Raw genomic sequence first — 18,309 nt, 5'->3', positions numbered from 1 at the left:
AAACCCGGTAAAAATCCTGACGAAAACATGCCGCGTTCACTTTCTGCATCACAGCGAAAAACAGGGCGATAGGTTGGATGAAATTCTTTGCCGACGCGTCACAATTCGAGCGATTGCAGGCAGGACACCTTTTTGTCCGGCGCAAAAAAGCAGCAGGCCGGAGGCAATGATGTAAAACCATCAACGAAAATCTTGGTCGCGATCACACTACGAATTATTATCCCCCAAGTTTGTTAATGCTTTATTAAACACTTTATTTACATGTGAAGTAAATATCTCTGATTTGATATTTAAAATTATCTAAATATCACGAATTTCTATTCCAAAATTAAAATAATAATTCCGCAATGTGATCAATTAACCGGCAGGGAATCTATGAAACGCAGAGAGTTTCTCACCTCAATGGCAGCATTGGGTGTGGCGACGTCATTGCCTGGCGCTCAGGCTGAAGTCGTCACCGGTGGCCAGCCCTGGCAACCAGGAAAAGTAAATACCCCTCCCACTCCGCCACGCACCGGCGGCTTACAGTTTCTGACCCAACATGAGTCTGACACCGTGGGCATCATTGCTGAGCACTTTATCCCGGCGGATGAATCCAGCCTCAGTGGCAAAGACGCGGGCTGTGCCACCTTTATCGACCGTCAGCTGGCGGGCGATTATGGCAAGGCCGTTGCCGTCTACCGCCTCGGACGCTTTGTGAAAGGCACACCTGAGCAGGGCCAGCAGTCGTTGCTGACGCCTGCGGAGCGTTACCGCCAGGGCCTGACCGCGCTGGATCAGGCTACCCGCAAAGCCTACGGCAAAACGTTTATCGAACTGGATGAGCCTCGCCGTGAGCAGATCCTGCATGCGATGGAAGCCGGTAAATTCGATTTAGGTGCCGACGTGGATACCAAAGTCTTTTTCGAGCTGCTGCTGCAAAACGTCCGTGAAGGTTTTCTCTCCGACCCGATATACGGTGGAAATAAAGAGATGACCAGCTGGAAAATGCTGGGCTTCCCTGGAGCACGTTATGACTTCCGCGATCTGCTGAGTAAAAAAGGGCAGAAGCTGAATATCATCCCCACCAGTCTGATTGATAACACCCTGTAAATACTGGCTGTTATATTTATGTAGAGAGCAAAGTCTTATGAATAACGTGCGTCCAAAAGCTGATGTCGTCATCGTCGGCCTGGGATGGTGTGGCTCTTTGATTGCCGAAGAGTTAACCCGTGCCGGCCTGAATGTTGTTGCCGTTGAGCGCGGTCCGTGGTTTGAAACCGCCACGGATTTTCCACCGTCGATAGATACCGATGAACTGCGCTGGGATACCCGCCGCAGTATGCTGCTGCCGCCCGCAGTGGAAACCACCACCTTCCGCAATAACATCACCCAACAGGCGCTACCCAGCCGCGACTGGAACCTGAATGAGCTGGGTTATAACGTCGGCGGATCCGGTACCCACTGGGCCGGCATGGCGTGGCGTTTCACCCCGTTCGATTTGCAGCCGTACACCCAGACCGTTGAGCGCTACGGCAAAAAGCAGATCGCCAAAGGGCTGATCCTGCAGGACTGGGGCGTGACCTATGACGAACTGGAACCGTTTTACGATCGCTTCGAAAAAATCGCCGGCGTATCGGGCAAAGCGGGCAAACTGAATGGCGAAGTGATCCCGGACGGCAACCCGTTTGAAGGCAACCGCAGCAGTGAATATCCGCTGCCGCCGCTGGAAGGCATGCGTCTGACCGATCTGTTCCGCGATGCGGCAAAATCCCTCGGTCAGCACCCGTTTATGGTCCCGGCGGGCCAGGCGTCCCGCGCCTACGTCAACCCGCTTGGCGTGCGTATGGGGCCGTGTACCTACTGCGGTTACTGCCTGTATTACGGCTGCGGTAACTTCTCCAAATCCAGCCCGAACGCCTGCGTGATCCCGGCGCTGATGCAGCGTGAGAACTTCACGGTGTTGACCGATTCCGCCGTGGTGAAGGTCAATAAAGCCGACGACGGCAAGACCGCCACCGGCGTGACCTATCTGGATCGCAATAAAAAAGCGTGGTTCCAGCCTGCGGATATCGTGATCCTTTCGGCATTCCAGATGCAGAACGTGCGTCTGCTGCTGCTTTCCAAAATCGGCGTGCCTTACGATCCGGTCAGCAAAAAAGGCGTGGTCGGCCGCGCCTACAGCTTCCAGACCGTGGCCGGTGCCACCCTGTTCTTTGAAGACGAAAACCTCAACCAGTTTATCGGTGCCGGCGCGCTTTCGCAGCAGGTGGACGACTTCAACGGCGATAACTTCGATCACACCAACCTCGGCTTTATCGGCGGAGCCGGCATTCTGGTGGTGGCGCGCGGTGCGCGTCCGATTGGCAATGCCGATGCGCTGCCGCCAGGCACGCCGCGCTGGGGCAAAGAGTGGAAAAAAGCCTATACCCATGCGTTCCAGAACGGCACCTTTATCTTCGGCCAGGGCACCAGCTATTCCCATGAGGATTACTACCTCGACCTGGACCCGGAATACAAAGATGACAACGGCAATCCGCTGCTGCGCGTAACCTTCGATTACAACGAAAACGACCGTCTTGCGGCGAAGTTTATCGAAGAGAAAAGCGTGGAAATCGGCAAGGCAATGGGCGCCAAAATCGTCAACGGCACCAACTCCGCCTCGGGCCACTATTCGCCGTATAACTTTGCCAGTGACCACACCATCGGCGGCGCCGTGATGGGGACCGACCCACAGACCAGCGTGCTCAACCGCTATCAGCAAAGCTGGGACATGCATAACCTGTTTGTCCTTGGCGCTTCATCGTTCCCCAATAATGCCGGCTACAACCCAACCGGCACCATCGGCGCACTCAGCCTGTGGACGGCAAAAGCCATTATTGAGCAATACGTGAAAAACCCCGGCCCACTGGTGAAGGTGTGACATGAAAAAGACCAAAATTTTGGGCGGCGTGGCGCTGATTGCCGTCGCCGTGGCCGCGGGGTTGCTGTGGCAAAATGGCACTACCCGCGCGGATGACGTTGCGGATAACACCCTCCTCACCAGCCAGCCGCCGGGAGCGGAGGATGCTGCCGCCGTGGCGCGCGGGAAGTACATTGCCATCGCCGGCGACTGTGTGGCCTGCCATACCGCGCCGGAGAGCAAAGATGCCTTTGCCGGCGGCTATTCGATCAGCACGCCGTTTGGCGGCATCGTTGCCAGCAATATTACGCCTGATACGGAAACCGGAATTGGCAGCTGGACCGAGCGTGATTTCTATCGCGCGGTGCGTCACGGCAAGGGCAAAGACGGCGAAAACCTCTATCCGGCGATGCCGTATAACGCCTACGTGAAAACCAGCGACAAGGACATGCACGACCTGTGGATGTATATGCGCTCGGTGAAGCCGGTGAATTATCACGCTCCGGAGACCCACCTCGGCTTCCCGTACAATATCCGTCTGGCGATGATGGGCTGGAACCTGTTGTTCTTTAAAAACAGCGGATACGAGCCGGACACATCCAAATCCACCGAATGGAATCGCGGTGCCTATCTGGTGGAAGGTCTGGAGCACTGTAGCGCCTGCCATACGCCGAAAAATCTGCTGGGTGGCGATACCGGAGCCTATCTGCAGGGCAGTAACCTGGCGGAATGGCATGCGCCGGATATCACCCCGAACCGCTATACCGGCGTCGGCAGCTGGAGCGACCAGCAACTCGTCGACTACCTGAAAACCGGCAGTAACCATGTGGCGGTGGCGTCCGGGCCGATGGCGGAAGCGGTGACCAACTCGACCCAGCATCTGACCGATGCGGATCTACGCGCGATTGCGGTCTACCTGAAATCGCAGCCGGACTCGGGGACCAAAGCCCCACAACCGCTGGCGGCCGATTCGGCGCAGATGAAAATGGGAGCCAACGTCTATTCCGCCAACTGCAGCGCCTGTCATAACAGTGATGGCAAGGGTATCCCGCAGCTTGCGGCCGGCCTTGCGAACAATCCGGGGCTGATGGCGGACGATGCGTCGTCGATTATTACCACTATCCTGCAGGGTGGCAGGGGTGCGGTGACGCAGTCCAACCCAACCAGCGGTGCGATGCCGTCGTTTGCCTGGAAACTGTCTGATGAACAGGTCGCGGCTGCCGCAACCTATCTGCGGAACAGCTGGGGCAATGCCGCGCCGGCCGTAACGGCCGATGATGTGGCGAAAAACCGGGCGTTGATAAACATGCCCGCGCAGATGCCAGAAAAGTAGTGGGTTTTGTTGCGATGAAGGCCGGCTTGCCGGCCTTTTTTACTGACACGTTAATGCGCTGAGCATCCTGCCCGCGCAGCCGCCTTACTGCACCACAAACCGTGCAATCGACGCTTCCAGCATCGATGCCTGGTCGCGCATCGCGCTGGCAGCCGCCGACGACTCCTGAACCAGCGCCGCATTCTGCTGGGTGACGCTGTCCATCTGCACGATAGCCACGCCAACCTGAGAAATTCCGCGGTTCTGCTCGTCGGACGCCTGAGCAATCTCGACCAGTATGCTGGTGACATTGCCGACAGAGTTCACAATCTCATTCATCGTTTCGCCCGCCTTGCCGACCAGTTGCGAGCCGCTGCCAATGCGCGCGACGGATTCAGCAATCAAGGTTTCAATCTCCTTTGCCGCCTGCGCACTGCGCTGGGCAAGGTTCCGCACCTCGCTGGCGACCACCGCAAAGCCGCGGCCCTGTTCGCCCGCGCGGGCAGCTTCCACCGCCGCGTTCAACGCCAGGATGTTGGTCTGGAAGGCAATACTGTTGATCACGGTGGTGATATCGGCAATTTTACTGGAACTGGCGCTGATCTGATTCATGGTGTCCACCACGCTTTTAACCAACACGCCACCTTTGTTTGCCGTCTCGGAAGTGGCGCGTGCCAGCTCGCTTGAGTGGTGAATATTCTCCACATTCTGCTTCACGGTGGCCGTCAGCTGCTCCATGCTGGCCGCCGTTTGCTCCAGCGCGGCCGCCTGCTCTTCCGTTCGGGCCGAAAGATCGTTGTTCCCTGTCGCAATCTCTGCGGACGCCTGGCTGACCTGGATAACACCGCTGCGAATATCGCCAATGATGCTGCGCAGATCGTTGCTGATGCCGCCAACCGCTTTCATCAGCTCGCCCAGTTCATCCCGACGCGAGGTCTCCAGACGCACGCTCAAATCACCCTGCGCAATCTGTCGTGCGATCTGCAGCGTGGCGGCGAGCGGACGGGTGATCTGCCGGGAAATAATCACCGCAATGACAATGCTGGCGATGACCGCAGCGGTAAGGATCATCAACATCCACAGAATAGCACTGGCGATATCTTCATGGGTGGCACTCAGTTGCTGGCTGAACAGCTGATTACTGGTGGTGGTCAGTTGCGCCCCCGCCGCGCCAAGCTGCCGGGTCGCCTCCTCTTCCGCCAGCGCCGACGTGTTATATTCCTGCACGCTGTCGCGTCTGGCGGCCAGCAGCACCGCCAGTTTTTCTATGGCATTGCCGTCCTCAGGGCTGAGGCGGGGCCTGGCCTGCTCAATAAGTTGAATCGTTTCAGCTAAAAAGCCAGTTAATGCCTGACGATTCTCAGCGCTGTTATCCAGCTCCATCAGCCGAACACGGACGCTGACACCGGCAAGGTGTTTAGCAACGTCGTTCAATGCGGCGGCCGTACCGTCCGGCGAGGCGCTGTATTTTTGCGCCATCGCCTCAGCGTCGGCGGTTTCACCGGTAAGCCTCAGTGCCTGCAGGATAATTTGACGGGAATGCACTTCGCTTACCGTCTCTGCACGATGCTCACGGTAGACGCTCATGGCGCCCGGAAGTGACGCAATCAACTGACTCTGTTCGGCATTCCAGTGCCGGGTTTTGAGTTGGTCAATGTTGGTTTCTACCGCCCGCAACCGCTCTTCATTCGCCGCGATAAATTTTTCATCATGGGTTTTTACGTACTGCTGGCGGGCATCTTTGGCCTGAGAGAACTGGTCATTAATGTTCTTCAGCTGGCTGAGTTTGTCCGCACGCTCCGCAATATCCCGCAGGTTTTTAATACCACAGGCCGCTACAGCAATGCTGAGGATCAGCACCAGCCCAAATCCCAACATGAGCTTCCTGCCGACTCTGATATTTTCCAAAAAAACACGTGATTTTTTCATAAAACTCGAATTCCCCTGTCGTGTTGTCCATGTGATTGCCAGTGAGGCCACAGGGTTATCGGCAGGGAGAGTGTTAATTTCACTATTTATAGTTACAAAATCAACAATTACTCAAGTTTACTAGTGTCGGGTGGTGAGGGGGTGTCGCTTGCGAGAATCGCAGGGGGAAATGACGGATTCTTATTCTTTTAGTTGGTACTGATTTTGAAAAATGTAACGCAGAGGAGTGTTGACGCTGACTGCGTGTTTGTCAAAGCCGGAGCGGGAATTTTTTTAACAGCATCCCGCCCGGCGTTTATGACAAAACATCTGACCTCTTGGCTTGCAACATATGAACGTAGAAACGGTAGTGGGTATTCCCCGGTGTTGGCATTACAAATAAGAAACTCTTGCATCCAGATACATCGCGCACTTTATAATAGCGTGCTACTTATGTCTCTAATTCATTCTGGCACTTATCTGGAAAAAGTAAAACAATTGCGCGATGAAATTAATGCATCGCTGCAGAAGAAAGCATTCGTTAAAGAAAATGACCGGGGCGTTAAGGGCTAAAAACACCCTCATTTATGAATATTGCGCATCAGCTCGAACGCCATTACCAGTACGGTGGCAATGAAAGATGTGTTCACTATGATCATGTTGATCATATGGTCCTCCTGTCCGTGCTGAAGCGCCGGATGCTTTCGCTGGATGTGGTTGGCTCATTGGTGGGTTCTGAGGGATTGGTGAACATATTCACGATAAACCTCCCGCAGCAAATTCCAGTTGCACGTTATCCTGGGGCAGAACACCCCAGGATAACGTGGTTAACGGAATTACGCCTGATGGGACAGAAGTTGCGTATCGCCCTGTTCAATCGGGATACGGCGGGGTTTTGCACTTTCCGGTACTTCCTGCTCAAGCGCCACCCGCAACAGGCCATTTTCAAGCCTTGCCCCGGTCACCTTCACATGCTCAGGAACGGTAAAGCTCAGACGGAAGTCAGCCTGATGTATTCCCCGGTGAAGCCAGGATGGGCCAGCCTCTTTTTCAGCATCAGCGTCAGCCTTGTTGTTACCGGCTTTGCGTCCGGCGACCGTCAGCTGGCCTCCTGTCACTTCAATCTCGAGTTCAGATTGCGTCCAGCCCGGTACGCTGACGGTCAGGGCATAGTGCTCGCCGTCGAGCTGCTGCAAATCATAGGCGGGAATAGACGCTGCGCTGGCATCGCCGGTCAGCTGGCTGAACAGTCTGTCCATACGGTTAAAGCGGTCAGACAGTATCGCGTCACTGAAGAAAGGAGAAACGGGAAAATTGCGTAGATTCATAATGATAATCCTCTGAATAAGGGTTCATCCAAAAGTTCATCGAAGCGGGGCGAGCCCCGGTCATGACTATTTATATAATCTGCTGTCGGATTTTCAAGACTCTCAAAAAAAAATTTTTTGGGCTCTGTCGTTACGTCATTCCCTCCCCCTCAAGACGAGCGGGACCGGCGTGAAACGGGCATAAAAAAACCCGCACAAGGCGGGTTTTTCTACGTTAACTGAAGCTTAACTGCTCAGGCTGTTGCCGTCATCGCTGTTTTAAACTCCGGTCACGGACCGAATTACATCGGTATGACATTTACCGCTGACGGGCCTTTGGCACCATTCTCCACGGAGAATTGCACTGTCTGACCTTCATCCAGGGTTTTGAAATCATTGCTCTGAATGGCGGAGAAGTGTACGAACACATCCTTGCTGCCATCCTGTGGAGAAATAAAGCCAAAACCTTTATCAGCGTTAAACCATTTTACTAAACCAGTCATTGAATCAGACATAGATACTTCCTTTATTTTTTTTGGCCACATGAGTGGCGAACGTGGTCTGTTTTGCAGAGATGAACTTATGGTGCATTTAGGAGGAGACTCACGAGGAAGGGTATCTTGGGATAACGCCTGAACTGAGGACTGCTTTACTAAAACTGCTTTCATAAGGTCTGTATAACAAACCGATAGATGCATACTACGCTTCACCGGGTGCTAAACGCAAGCGGTAATGAAATAAAAATTCCAGTTACCATGCTGACGGGAATTTTTTTCCAGTTCAGTGCCGGACAAGGAGTAAAAGCCCAGACAGTGACAATCCAGGCTTTTATATTCATAATATTCAATAGCTTATTTACATTATGGCTCTGTAGATAAAAGGGGGCTAAACCGTCAGTATCACGCTTCCCGTTGTACGTCCGGCCTCGAGGTCAGCGTGGGCTTGTGCCGCCTCCATCAGGCTGTATTCCGCTCCGATTGGATTTTCCAGCCCATTCTGAAGAGCCGCCATCAGGTCGCTGGCCCCCTGCCTGTAAAGTTCCGCGTCGTCAGCATAGGCCATTGAACTTGGCCGCATCAGAGCGATAGAGCGGGCAAAGCCAAGTTCCTCTACACGCACCGGTGGTACAGGTCCTGCGGCCTGCCCCAGACTTGCCACTGTGCCAAAAGGGCGAACCACGCCGAGCGTTGCAGCGAGCATGGCGCCTCCAATGCCATCAATGGCAAGATGCACCCCGCGCCCATCCGCAATCTCGCGTACGCTTTCAGCCCATGCCGGATCGGTGTGAAGAAGCACTTCAGCGGCACCTGCTGCTTGTGCAATTTTCATTTTTTCCATTGACCCCGTGGTACCAATCACCCGGGCACCTTTCAGGGTTGCCCAGCGGGTGACAATCTGCCCCAGGCCGCCCGCAGCGGAATGCACCAGCAGCCAGTCTCCTGCTTTAACGTTGCGTACCTTATGAAGCAACATGTGGGCGGTGAGACCTCTCAGCATCGTGCTTCCGGCGGTGCGAATAGTTATCCCCTCGGGTATTTTTATCAGCCGGCTGGCGGGAATATTTCTGAGCTCGGTATAAGCCCCCATCGGATTCCCGGTATAGGCAACCCGATCGCCTCGGGTAAATGCGCGAACGTTCTCCCCGACGGCGATCACTCTCCCGCCGCCCTCAAACCCGGGCACGGCCGGAGAGGATGACTGAGGGTACAGCCCTGAACGAAAGTAAATATCCACAAAGTTGACGCCTATTACCTCATGTTGGATCTGAACTTCATCGGGGCCCGGTTCACTCAGGGTGATTTCAATTGCTTTCAGGACCTCGGGACCGCCCGGCTGACTGATTACGATGGCTACTGACATAGTCTGTCCTCACTGTTTAAGTGAGAAAATTATAAAGTCGTTTATCTCAGGAAAAATACGGGTATAAAAGACCCATATATGTGTAAAAACGCACAAGGAGAAGGTGAATGGACTGGCAGGATTTACATTACTTTCTTGCGCTCGCTCGCAGGGGTTCTATGTCCGCTGCGGCAAAAGAGCTTCACGTCGATCATGCCACCGTCAGCCGCCGCATCGCCGCCCTCGAAAGGTCGCTCGGACTTCGTCTGACGGAACGTTTGCCCAGGCGTACCGCGCTGACAGAACAGGGCAAAGTCATTGCCTCTGTCGCTGAAGAAATGAACCGGGTGGCCGACCGGGTTAAAATACAGGCTACGTCGCTATCTGCCGCGCCTGCTGCTGTTATCAGGGTTAGCGCATCCCCGGCTGTCGCTGCACTGCTGATTGCGCCGGCCGTGGCCGACTTTACGCAAACTCATCCGACTATTTCGCTCTCCTTATCAGGAGCATCCCATCATGTTCAACTGAACAAAGGCGAGGCGGATATCGCGGTACGTCTGACAAGACCGGAAGACCCCGACCTGTTAACACGCCGGATCGGGACGATGCGTTTCGGCCTGTATGCTTCGCCTTCCTGGCAGGACAGGCCCCCCGCAAGTTGGTTATTCATTGGCTATGAAACGTCGCTGGATTATGTGACGCAGCAGAAATGGCTGGAGTCCCTGCTGAACGGACGGCGGATTATATTCAGGGCCAGCGACCTGATGGCCCAGCAGCAGGCCGCCAGGAGTGGGCTTGGCGTGGTGACGTTACCCTGTTTCATGGGGGACAATGACAGCTCTCTGATAAAACTGGCTGTAGATTCTCCTCCCCCAGGCAGAAGTATGTGGCTGGTTGCCTATCCCGAGTACCGACGCGATCCCTCCGCTGTTAGGGTGATGGAGTTTCTGGCTGACGTTGTTGGAAAGGCATGTCCGACTGACGATGCCCCTGAAACAGGAAGAGTAAGCGCATCATGACAGTTCATGCGATTCTCGGATTCATTACAGCCCCTGTTAACATCTCCCCCGTCCGGACCTCATAGCCCTCATGGGTTCAGGGCGAGCCCAGCTCATTACAGGAAATTGTGCTGCCGGTAAGACAATCCAACAAAAAAAATTGAACAGTGACGAAGAATAAACCCTATTCGCTTACTGAAATTTTTTTCCAGAGATTAATCAAACTCAAAAATACCATGCCTCAGAAACCTCCGAACTTATGACCTCTAAGAATATCCCTGGAGCCATAGCCACCCGTGCGCTGTAGGCTAAATAATCTACATATGTGATGGTTATGCGTATGTATTATGAGTGTAGATATGTGATGGTTATGCGTATGTATTATGAGTGTAGATATGTTCTTTTCCCGGCCCTGGCGGCCGGGATTTTTTATTGTACATCGTTAGCCTTATTGGATTCTCCCTCCTGTTTAAAACACGTTACCTCCCAATGAAGTCTTTTATCCCTCAGTTAGCGAAGCCCCTGCTCACTTCGGTTTAAACCGACCGCTTTAAACCAGATGCCGTCAGGACTGGAAATTAACGTCATATTTTTGCAAAAAAAATACCTATGCTTTTTATGCGTTTGCAACCCGGTGAATTCCTAATCGTGAAAATAGTTGCGTTTTCATTGATATATATCAAGAAACCTTAATTTTTATTGTGTGATTATTGATCACTTACTGAATGAGGTTTTAATGAATACAGCCAGATATTACTACTTAGTAAGTAGTTTAAACGCTTGGGTTTTACATAAAAAAGGTTGTGAACAGGTTACTGCAGCAAAATTCAGAGTATTTCTTGGCAGTATATATACGGATTTTCAGGCCAGCGGAATTGCACAGCAGCGGGTGCCAGAATTTAGTCTGTGTGAGGACTGCATGAATAGTTAATGAGTGAGTGTTAACAGTTTACCAGCATGATAAAAAACCTCTTCCGGTATGGAAGAGGTTTTTTTCGTTCACATAAAACTACTATCTTTCTGTGGGCGATTTTTTATTTTGAGATTAATTTAATTTTGCGCTCACTTCCTTACAAATCTGAGCAGCTGAAAAATATAATAGTGACTGGCATCAAATAATTTTGTCTGTTCCCGCCTGGCCAGTTTTTCGTTAAGCCCCCGCTCATGGCCACGGAAACCGACGCTCACCTTATAGTGAAAAAAACAGCTCGCAGACGGTCTGCTGTACCACCGATGGTGTTCACGCCCGGATGCCTCTTCGGACGTCAGGCTCCGTGCGGCGGCAAAGAGTGCCATGGCCGGCCGGCATGCTCAGACGCAGGGGTGAAATCACAGGTCTTGTCACTCAGAACCTTAATAATGATTTGGGTATTATAATATTCAGATCCTGATATTCCCGAGAAAATAGAATGAATCACACTGACTGGCAGAAATTTTTACTGAACGATCTTCCCCTGACGTTCCTGGGTGAAGTGGCGTTACGCGTATGTATTGCTTATGTGGTGGTTTTTATCTTTCTGAAAATATCTGGCCGGCGTGGCGTCCAGCAGCTCTCCCTTTTTGAAGTGGTCATTATTCTTACGCTGGGATCGGCTTCAGGTGACGTGACCTTCTATGATGATGTGCCCGTGCTGCCTGTGATTATGGTCTTCATTGTACTTCTCATCCTTTACCGTGCCACTACATGGTCCATGTCCCGCTTCACTGCTGTGGCCCGCCTGGTTGAAGGCGAGGTAATCACGCTGGTGTCTGACGGGCGCTACGTGGTGGAAAATCTGGACCGGCTCAATATTTCTCCGAACGAATTTTTGATGGAACTGCGTCTGAAAAACATAGAGCATTTGGGCCAGATACGTCTGGCCCTTGTGGAGGTTGACGGGCAGCTCAGCATCTATTGTTTTGATAATGAATTTGTCAGACCCGGCCTGTCGGTCCTGCCACCTGAGCATCGCCCGAGTTTCCCGGAAATTCAGGCTGCCGGCACCTATGCCTGCAATCATTGCGGCAGTGTTGAAGAACTTGATGTGAAGGGTATTCACCTCTGCTCCCGGTGCGGCAAGGATTTATGGTCTGTGGCGCTGAATACCCTGCGCACTGGCTGAAAGCAATGTGCAAGGGTGCGTGTATGAATCTTATTATCTGGCCAGGAATGAGGGGATACCGACCTCATCGGGCCGCCAGATCAGGGAATGCAGGATTAAAAGTGAGGCTTCTGAACCTTCCCGTGGCCGCCGGCTCAGCTTATCCGGTACTGTTATGCAGGTGCGGGAGGTTGCTGCTCCACATCCCTACTGATATTTAAAGAGGCTTTCCCGCGCAATGTTTTTCATTTTTACTTCACATATAATATCGAAATCCTTAAATGACAGAGCCCACTCGTTTAGATCCTCATTAAAATAATAGTTTGAATGTGCCCGCAGTTTCATTTTGGACAATTGCAGCGATTCCTGATCGGGAAATCCGCGCTCAGGAATTAATCCCTCCTGTGACACTGAGTAATGTAAAATGGGTCTCACTCCCCGCCAGGATTCTTTAATTAAAGCAATACGCTCATCATCTGGTTTTATGAACTGGTTTTCTTTTACCCAGTGATGGTGAATATCCAGTACAATCGGACACAACTTTCTGGCCTGCAACACATCATCCAATGAGCAAGAGACTTCATCGTTTTCAACGGTAAGCATCAGCTTAGCTTCAGGGCTCAGTCGCTGAAAAGCGGATCTGAATCCTTCAAATCCTCCCCGTCCGTTCATATGTATATTAATTTTAAAATCCTGAAAATTTTTCCCGTAACCGAGTAGCCTGGCGCATAAAACATGGTATTCGATGTCTGCCAGCGAGCGGTCAACTACCTCCGGTGTTTCGGATGCAAGCACAGTGTATTGCCCGGGATGAAATGAAAGACGTATGCCGCTGGTGCGCGCGCGTTCACCGCACGCCGAGAAAAGCGGTTTAAGTTGGAGTAACAGACGCTGATAATGGATGCCGGCTTCAGGAACGGTAAACAGGGGGAGCAAATCGCTACCTATTCTCATCATTCTTAATGCCTCGGGCAGTTGCGCCAGCTCATCAAAAATGTGCGACAGCTGGGCAAGGTTGTGTGTGGCACACTCAAACAGCAATTGCCCCTGCTTTGTCTCATCAAGGTTGAGAAATCGCTTTCGGGTTGGCGACTTAAAGGGCCATGGCTGCTTTAAATCCGCGTTAAGGTACTTGCAGGCAAACCCTAATTTCATCACTGTTCCTTTTCATAATTTCAGGTAATTGTATCAACTAACCTGAATTTTGCACGGTCAGAAATGTTTTTATTAATTGAATAGTCATTCACTTTTTTTCAAATATTTGCTCATGGATTTATTTCTGATTTTCATTAAATTCATCTGACTCTTTAAGCAGAACGCTGAACGCAATAACGATATATTCCCATTCAAAACGCATATTCAGGCAGGCCTTAAAAGACAAGGACAATCGCATTAACCCTGTAAATAAAGGTTTTATGGATGTTATCGGATGAGCAGGGAACAAGTTTGGAAGATGCTGGTTGGCGGAAGATCACAGGAGTGATAAAAACAGCTTAACCTCATGTTTTTATTGTGATTATTATAAAGAAAAAATTACTCCTATACACATTCTTATACACAAGTAATCTAGGTGAGATCATTCTTCTGAGTAAAAGATTGAACTGATACAAAAGAAAAATGATTTTATAGAAAAGTGTTCACCCTGTTCACTTTTGTTATTTATGATATAAATATCAATATGTTAACTGGTGATCAGTTAGCCTGTGACTCTTCACTACTCATCACCCTCAGGTGAACACCGTTAATCATCATGAGAAAAATCAATCTAATCACTTTCTTTTTTCGGGCAGCTGTATTCGTAAATGCAGCGAATGTCCTACCTTACGGTTTGGCCTAAGGCGGCCAGCTCTACGACTGGACACACAGCCCAATGCATATCTTGAAGACGCTATAAGCAAGGAGAAAAAGTTCGTAATTGATTTCACCGCTTGTTCCTAGTTTATAAAGTTCGGGTTGTATTATTCAGGGTCGCATAGATCATTACAGTAAATTTTTTATGATAAGAATTCACAGTTTACTGTAGACTCATTGAACAGGGGGCAGTAAAGTTGAACATGTCAAATCTCAAAAACGAACAAACACTTTAAGGATGAAAATGTCAGATAAAGAGTTATGGCCCCGCCCGAAATTTTCTAGGGATGTTAAGGCGCTTACTGCAAAGCTAATTCTTATTCTTTTGAGTGTGATAGCATTGGTAGCCACACTTTATCCCCTAGTGGATCAAAATAATATAACACCTTCCACGGCATCAATTATATCTATAGTGGGACTCATCATATTTTTGCTATATGCCTTTCTGGTATTCTATGAGATTTCCACTTTGGATGGCAAACGTATATTTAAACAATCAGACTCTACTTCAATAAAAAAATACATGCTTAACTGGATAGCATATGGCGGACGAGTAGCAATCTGGACTCGCGATATGAGTTGGGCCAATGATGACAGTTCAAAAGATCTTCTTTTAAAAAAAGCACAAAGTGGTGAACTAATTATCTGTCTGCCGACTCATACCTCTTTCTCAAAGGAGTTAGAAGAAAAAGGCGGGGAAATCTATGTGTACGGTATGGAATTGCTCAGTGACCCAAGTGCACGCTTCACCATTGCCTTCTACGGCAGAGATGGAAGCAAAGTCGCTATCGGTAGAGCCAGAGCAGACAAGCATATAATTGAGGAGTTTGACACAGGTTCTCATCCGGCATTTAATTTGGCTAATGAACTTGTTCAGATTGCTAAAAATGCCTCCCAAAAAAAGAATGGAAACCAGATATGATTTCGAACTTCTCCCATATTAAGAATATATCTTCTCAAGAATTGGCTAGTGAGTGGGACAGCTTGGCTTATGAAAGGCATCGTCAGATAAGTGCGGGGTTAGATATTACATTTAGTTATGTGATGGTACCATTAGTTGAGTCACTGGTTGGCAAAGATACCAAGGCTACTTTGATAGATATTGGTTCGGGTACCGGAGAGCTTACCTTACAACTTGCTACACGCTTCAAGAGGATTCTATGCATTGAGCCTTCAATCCGAAGTTTGGAAGTTGCAAAATCAATATTATCAACATTCTCGAATATTTTTTTTATTCACTCAGACTTTGAAGATTGTGAGGAAAATTTTTTCAAAGATTCAGAAGAGAAAAAAATATTTTTGGCGGCCATGATGCTTTCTGCAGATCCTCAACTTGACAAGTTCGCTCAAAAATTATCAAGACTTGCAAAGACAGGTGACGAGTTTGTTGCCACTATTCCTCATCCATGCTTCTGGCCAAGGTACTGGGGATATGACAAAGAACATTGGTTTTCATATAAAAAAGAAATAATGGTCAAAGCTCCTTTCAGGATATCTTTATCAGGTTCTGACTTTAAAACCACACACATCCACCGGCCGTTAGAGAAATACATTTCGGCCTTTTCTAAAAATGGTTTCCAATTACTTAATTTATCGGAACCTATTCCCGAAAAGAAAATTCAATCCCTATATCCTAATAATTGGGATTTCCCTCGCTTTTTAGCATTTAAATGGGTTAAAAACTAATCTAGCTTCTTTGAAAATGCCAGCCACGTTTTACTTATCCCAGACTGATCAACGTAAATCGAAGTTAGTAAAGACTGTTTCTGACACAAACCGGCCGGAGCCGGTTTGACCTTATGGAGTGTGATTAGCCATCGCAGCGCGGGAGCCAGTCAGATTCGCAGTCTTCACTCAGCTCCAGGCTGGTCTGAATGCCGCTTTTTGTCTTGCGCTTTAGCAGCTCTATCTCGTACTCCTTCAGCGTCTGCGGGATAGCCTGCCCGAACGCCGTCAGGCTCATCGGATGCTGATGCCCCCTGGCCTCCATAAACGACAGGTAGGCGTGATAGAGGTAGCGTCGCGGATTCATGGGCCGGATATTCGCATTCCCTATAAACAGCCCGGTTGGCGTGCTGAGCGGGGTCAGGTAGCCGCAGAAGTCAACCAGCGGGTCGGCACTGCGCTTGATTTCCAGCGCCTCTTCCGACGACTGCTGCGCCTGTAAAAGCTCGCGGGCGTCGTCAGGACGGGTGAAGCGCTGCATCAGGTGGCGCACGATAACCGCCAGCTCACCGGCAATCTTGTCCAGCAGCTGCGGGTCGCGCTCGCTGGCCGGTATCGCGTCCGGGAACGGCAGGATTACCCGCCGACGTGACACGCCGCCGCTGCGGTCGCTGAAACGCATCGGGTTATTGTTCACCGCCAGTATCACCGCAGGGATATGGGTTGAGTAGGCGTCCCGGTACTTCGGGTCAATCGCCACGGCGTCGCCGCCGGTGATCGCCTTGATGCCCGCGCCGTCGCCGCTCCACTTCTCCTGGTCCGGCAGGATAATTAAGGAGTAGCCCACCACGGCGGCGCGCTCGCGGGACGACTCCAGCGTGTCAATGGTGGCGGCCGTGGTGTTGTCCTCTCCTGCCAGCAGGCGGGCAATGGACGCCATCACGCTTTTACCGCTCCCGCCGGGGCCGGTCACTTCAAGGAACAGTTGCCAGTCATAGCGGTTTGCCAGCACCATAAATAACGCCGCGAGGATACGCTCCTGCTTCGCCTCATTGCGTCCGGCCGCCCGCGTCAGCCACTGCCAGAAGTTTGGCGCATCGGCCGCCAGATTCTCGCCCGCCTTGGGCGTGGTGTAGTCCACGCTGTTAACGGTGCGGAGCCAGTTCTCTTTTTTATGCGGGCCGAAGGTGCCGGTCGCGGTATCAAACACGCCGTTACGAAAGCCAATCAGCCGGCGGGCCGGTGCGCCCATCTGCGGCACCATCAGCTTGAGCGTGTCCACGATGCCGCCGATACCGGTTGCCGAGAACGGCGCGCGCACCTTCTGAAACAGCGCGGCAATCTCGCGGCTGAGCACGCGGTAAGGCAGCACCTGCCACGCGCCGCCCTCATACCGGCACAGGTCTTCCCCCACGACCGGCACGGCCAGCGTGTTGAGGTAGTGCGCGGCCAGCAGCTCTGCCTTCTGGCTGGCGCTCATGGCCTTCAGGTCGGCCTCGCTTACCGACTCAAACGGGCTGAGCGCTTTCGGCTGCGTGAACGCGGTCAGCATTGCATGAGTGGTCATTTCCCCTTCAGACTGAAACACGTCGTTCCAGTCGCCGGTGACGGGCGGTAATGCGGGCCTGCCGTTGCAGCGTTTTGCGGCGGCTTCAGCGCGCAACTGGCCGGTGCCGTTCTCGTCGTGGTCGGCGGCAATCAGTATCATTGCCTCCGGGTATTCGGCATGCAGGCATTCTGCCAGCGCGGGCAGGTTGTTGGCGCTCAGGGCGACGTAAACGGCCTGGCCGGTGAGCCGGTGCACCGTCAGCCCGGTGGCGTATCCTTCGGTCAGCCAGAGGATGTCGCCCGGTTCGCCCAGGCGGTGGAACGCCTCTTTTACCTGACCGCCCGCCAGCGTGCGTTTGGTGCCGTCAGCGTTAATCAGCTGGGCGTTGACCGTTTCGCCGGAAATACCGGTCAGCGGCACCAGCAGGTCGCCGGGCTGATAGGTGGTGTCGCTGATGCGCTTTGCGGTGGTCAGCGTCAGGGCGCTGACGTCAGCCAGCCCCTTGCCGGTCAGGTAGGCGTTCCCGGCCTGCGCTTTCGCACCGGCAATAAGTCGTATGGCCTCTTTTGCGGCGTTAAGGCGCGCATGCGCCATCTCTTCGCTGGTTTTCTCTGTGGAGGTCTGAACCAGCTTAACCGGCAGCGTACCCATCAGCCCGGCCACCCGGCAGGCGGCCTCCTTTGTGTTGACGTCCAGCGCCTTTTCAACCAGCGCCAGCCCGTCGCCAGCGCCGCACTGGTTGCAGACCCACGTCCCGCGACCGGCCTTGTTGTCAAAGCGGAAGCGGTCTTTGCCGCCGCAGACGGGGCAAGGCGTGTGCTGACCGGCGGCGTTAATGCTGATGCCCAGCGCGGGCAGCAGCTGGGGCCAGTGACCGGCGGCGGCGCTTACGGTGTCGGTGACGATATGTTTCATGCG

The 18,309-nt window shown here is 52.0% G+C and carries 14 protein-coding genes; 8 read left to right on the top strand and 6 right to left on the bottom strand.

Annotation, left to right across the window (positions count from 1 at the left end):
• Positions 1 to 375 precede the first annotated feature (375 nt).
• The 3 genes from ACXKZG_RS00615 to ACXKZG_RS00605 are packed head-to-tail and all read left to right on the top strand — an operon-like array spanning position 376 to position 4,214.
• Entirely contained in the window at positions 376 to 1,092 is a 717-nt protein-coding gene (locus tag ACXKZG_RS00615) for a gluconate 2-dehydrogenase subunit 3 family protein (protein WP_488875553.1), read from the top strand.
• Positions 1,093 to 1,129: 37 nt separating this feature from the next.
• Complete coding sequence (locus ACXKZG_RS00610; protein WP_013204439.1) at positions 1,130 to 2,902, top strand: GMC family oxidoreductase; 1,773 nt, start codon at positions 1,130 to 1,132, stop codon at positions 2,900 to 2,902.
• Position 2,903: 1 nt separating this feature from the next.
• Positions 2,904 to 4,214: a c-type cytochrome gene (locus ACXKZG_RS00605; protein ID WP_346568794.1), complete on the top strand. Its 1,311-nt coding sequence runs from the start codon at positions 2,904 to 2,906 to the stop codon at positions 4,212 to 4,214.
• Between the two features lie 84 nt (positions 4,215 to 4,298).
• Here the strand turns inward: ACXKZG_RS00605 and ACXKZG_RS00600 are convergent, their stop codons facing one another.
• Positions 4,299 to 6,071 carry a methyl-accepting chemotaxis protein gene (locus ACXKZG_RS00600; RefSeq protein ID WP_488875552.1) on the bottom strand — a complete coding sequence of 591 codons (1,773 nt, stop codon included), beginning with the start codon at positions 6,069 to 6,071 and terminating at the stop codon, positions 4,299 to 4,301.
• A gap of 255 nt (positions 6,072 to 6,326) precedes the next feature.
• On the opposite strand from ACXKZG_RS00600, the gene ACXKZG_RS00595 reads away from it, so the two are divergent.
• A complete protein-coding gene (locus ACXKZG_RS00595) occupies positions 6,327 to 6,674 on the top strand; it encodes a hypothetical protein (protein WP_488875551.1) in 348 nt (115 codons plus the stop codon).
• 263 nt (positions 6,675 to 6,937) lie between these two features.
• On the opposite strand, the gene ACXKZG_RS00590 is transcribed toward ACXKZG_RS00595, so the two are convergent.
• From ACXKZG_RS00590 to ACXKZG_RS00580, 3 genes are all read right to left on the bottom strand, one after another.
• Positions 6,938 to 7,429, bottom strand: a complete 492-nt coding sequence (locus ACXKZG_RS00590; protein ID WP_265909145.1) for an Hsp20 family protein — start codon at positions 7,427 to 7,429, stop codon at positions 6,938 to 6,940.
• A gap of 281 nt (positions 7,430 to 7,710) precedes the next feature.
• A complete protein-coding gene (gene cspE, locus ACXKZG_RS00585; RefSeq protein WP_013204444.1) occupies positions 7,711 to 7,923 on the bottom strand; it encodes a transcription antiterminator/RNA stability regulator CspE in 213 nt (70 codons plus the stop codon).
• A gap of 370 nt (positions 7,924 to 8,293) precedes the next feature.
• Positions 8,294 to 9,268 (bottom strand): quinone oxidoreductase family protein, encoded by a 975-nt coding sequence (locus ACXKZG_RS00580; protein ID WP_488875550.1) that lies wholly within the window; start codon positions 9,266 to 9,268, stop codon positions 8,294 to 8,296.
• Positions 9,269 to 9,375: 107 nt separating this feature from the next.
• Here ACXKZG_RS00580 and ACXKZG_RS00575 point away from each other — a divergent pair, with 107 nt between their 5' ends.
• Positions 9,376 to 10,266 (top strand): LysR family transcriptional regulator, encoded by an 891-nt coding sequence (locus ACXKZG_RS00575; protein ID WP_488875549.1) that lies wholly within the window; start codon positions 9,376 to 9,378, stop codon positions 10,264 to 10,266.
• Positions 10,267 to 11,654: 1,388 nt separating this feature from the next.
• Entirely contained in the window at positions 11,655 to 12,347 is a 693-nt protein-coding gene (locus ACXKZG_RS00570; RefSeq protein ID WP_488875548.1) for a DUF421 domain-containing protein, read from the top strand.
• Between the two features lie 186 nt (positions 12,348 to 12,533).
• Here ACXKZG_RS00570 and ACXKZG_RS00565 read toward each other — a convergent pair whose 3' ends face one another.
• Positions 12,534 to 13,481: an apurinic/apyrimidinic endonuclease family protein gene (locus ACXKZG_RS00565; protein WP_488875547.1), complete on the bottom strand. Its 948-nt coding sequence runs from the start codon at positions 13,479 to 13,481 to the stop codon at positions 12,534 to 12,536.
• A 940-nt stretch (positions 13,482 to 14,421) separates the two neighbouring features.
• Between ACXKZG_RS00565 and ACXKZG_RS00560 the strand changes: the two genes are divergently transcribed.
• Positions 14,422 to 15,099: a hypothetical protein gene (locus ACXKZG_RS00560; RefSeq protein ID WP_488875546.1), complete on the top strand. Its 678-nt coding sequence runs from the start codon at positions 14,422 to 14,424 to the stop codon at positions 15,097 to 15,099.
• Positions 15,096 to 15,863 carry a class I SAM-dependent methyltransferase gene (locus tag ACXKZG_RS00555; protein ID WP_488875545.1) on the top strand — a complete coding sequence of 256 codons (768 nt, stop codon included), beginning with the start codon at positions 15,096 to 15,098 and terminating at the stop codon, positions 15,861 to 15,863. The genes ACXKZG_RS00560 and ACXKZG_RS00555 overlap by 4 nt, the downstream gene beginning before the upstream one ends.
• Before the next feature lie 124 nt (positions 15,864 to 15,987).
• Here the strand turns inward: ACXKZG_RS00555 and ACXKZG_RS00550 are convergent, their stop codons facing one another.
• Positions 15,988 to 18,306: a primase-helicase zinc-binding domain-containing protein gene (locus ACXKZG_RS00550; protein WP_488875544.1), complete on the bottom strand. Its 2,319-nt coding sequence runs from the start codon at positions 18,304 to 18,306 to the stop codon at positions 15,988 to 15,990.
• Positions 18,307 to 18,309: the final 3 nt, after the last annotated feature.

This window comes from Erwinia sp. 2186, assembly GCF_057812255.1.
This window is presented reverse-complemented; position numbering and strand designations above follow the sequence as displayed.

Excerpts from the sequence above, each read along its gene's own strand:
- ACXKZG_RS00600 (WP_488875552.1), bottom strand. The coding sequence starts at position 6,071 with ATGTTGGGATTTGGGCTGGTGCTGATCCTCAGCATTGCTGTAGCGGCC.
- ACXKZG_RS00570 (WP_488875548.1), top strand. The coding sequence starts at position 11,655 with ATGAATCACACTGACTGGCAGAAATTTTTACTGAACGATCTTCCCCTG.
- ACXKZG_RS00605 (WP_346568794.1), top strand. The coding sequence starts at position 2,904 with ATGAAAAAGACCAAAATTTTGGGCGGCGTGGCGCTGATTGCCGTCGCC.
- ACXKZG_RS00550 (WP_488875544.1), bottom strand. The coding sequence starts at position 18,306 with ATGAAACATATCGTCACCGACACCGTAAGCGCCGCCGCCGGTCACTGG.
- ACXKZG_RS00575 (WP_488875549.1), top strand. The coding sequence starts at position 9,376 with ATGGACTGGCAGGATTTACATTACTTTCTTGCGCTCGCTCGCAGGGGT.
- ACXKZG_RS00610 (WP_013204439.1), top strand. The coding sequence starts at position 1,130 with ATGAATAACGTGCGTCCAAAAGCTGATGTCGTCATCGTCGGCCTGGGA.
- ACXKZG_RS00580 (WP_488875550.1), bottom strand. The coding sequence starts at position 9,268 with ATGTCAGTAGCCATCGTAATCAGTCAGCCGGGCGGTCCCGAGGTCCTG.
- ACXKZG_RS00565 (WP_488875547.1), bottom strand. The coding sequence starts at position 13,481 with ATGAAATTAGGGTTTGCCTGCAAGTACCTTAACGCGGATTTAAAGCAG.
- ACXKZG_RS00555 (WP_488875545.1), top strand. The coding sequence starts at position 15,096 with ATGATTTCGAACTTCTCCCATATTAAGAATATATCTTCTCAAGAATTG.
- ACXKZG_RS00615 (WP_488875553.1), top strand. The coding sequence starts at position 376 with ATGAAACGCAGAGAGTTTCTCACCTCAATGGCAGCATTGGGTGTGGCG.
- ACXKZG_RS00560 (WP_488875546.1), top strand. The coding sequence starts at position 14,422 with ATGTCAGATAAAGAGTTATGGCCCCGCCCGAAATTTTCTAGGGATGTT.
- cspE (WP_013204444.1), bottom strand. The coding sequence starts at position 7,923 with ATGTCTGATTCAATGACTGGTTTAGTAAAATGGTTTAACGCTGATAAA.
- ACXKZG_RS00590 (WP_265909145.1), bottom strand. The coding sequence starts at position 7,429 with ATGAATCTACGCAATTTTCCCGTTTCTCCTTTCTTCAGTGACGCGATA.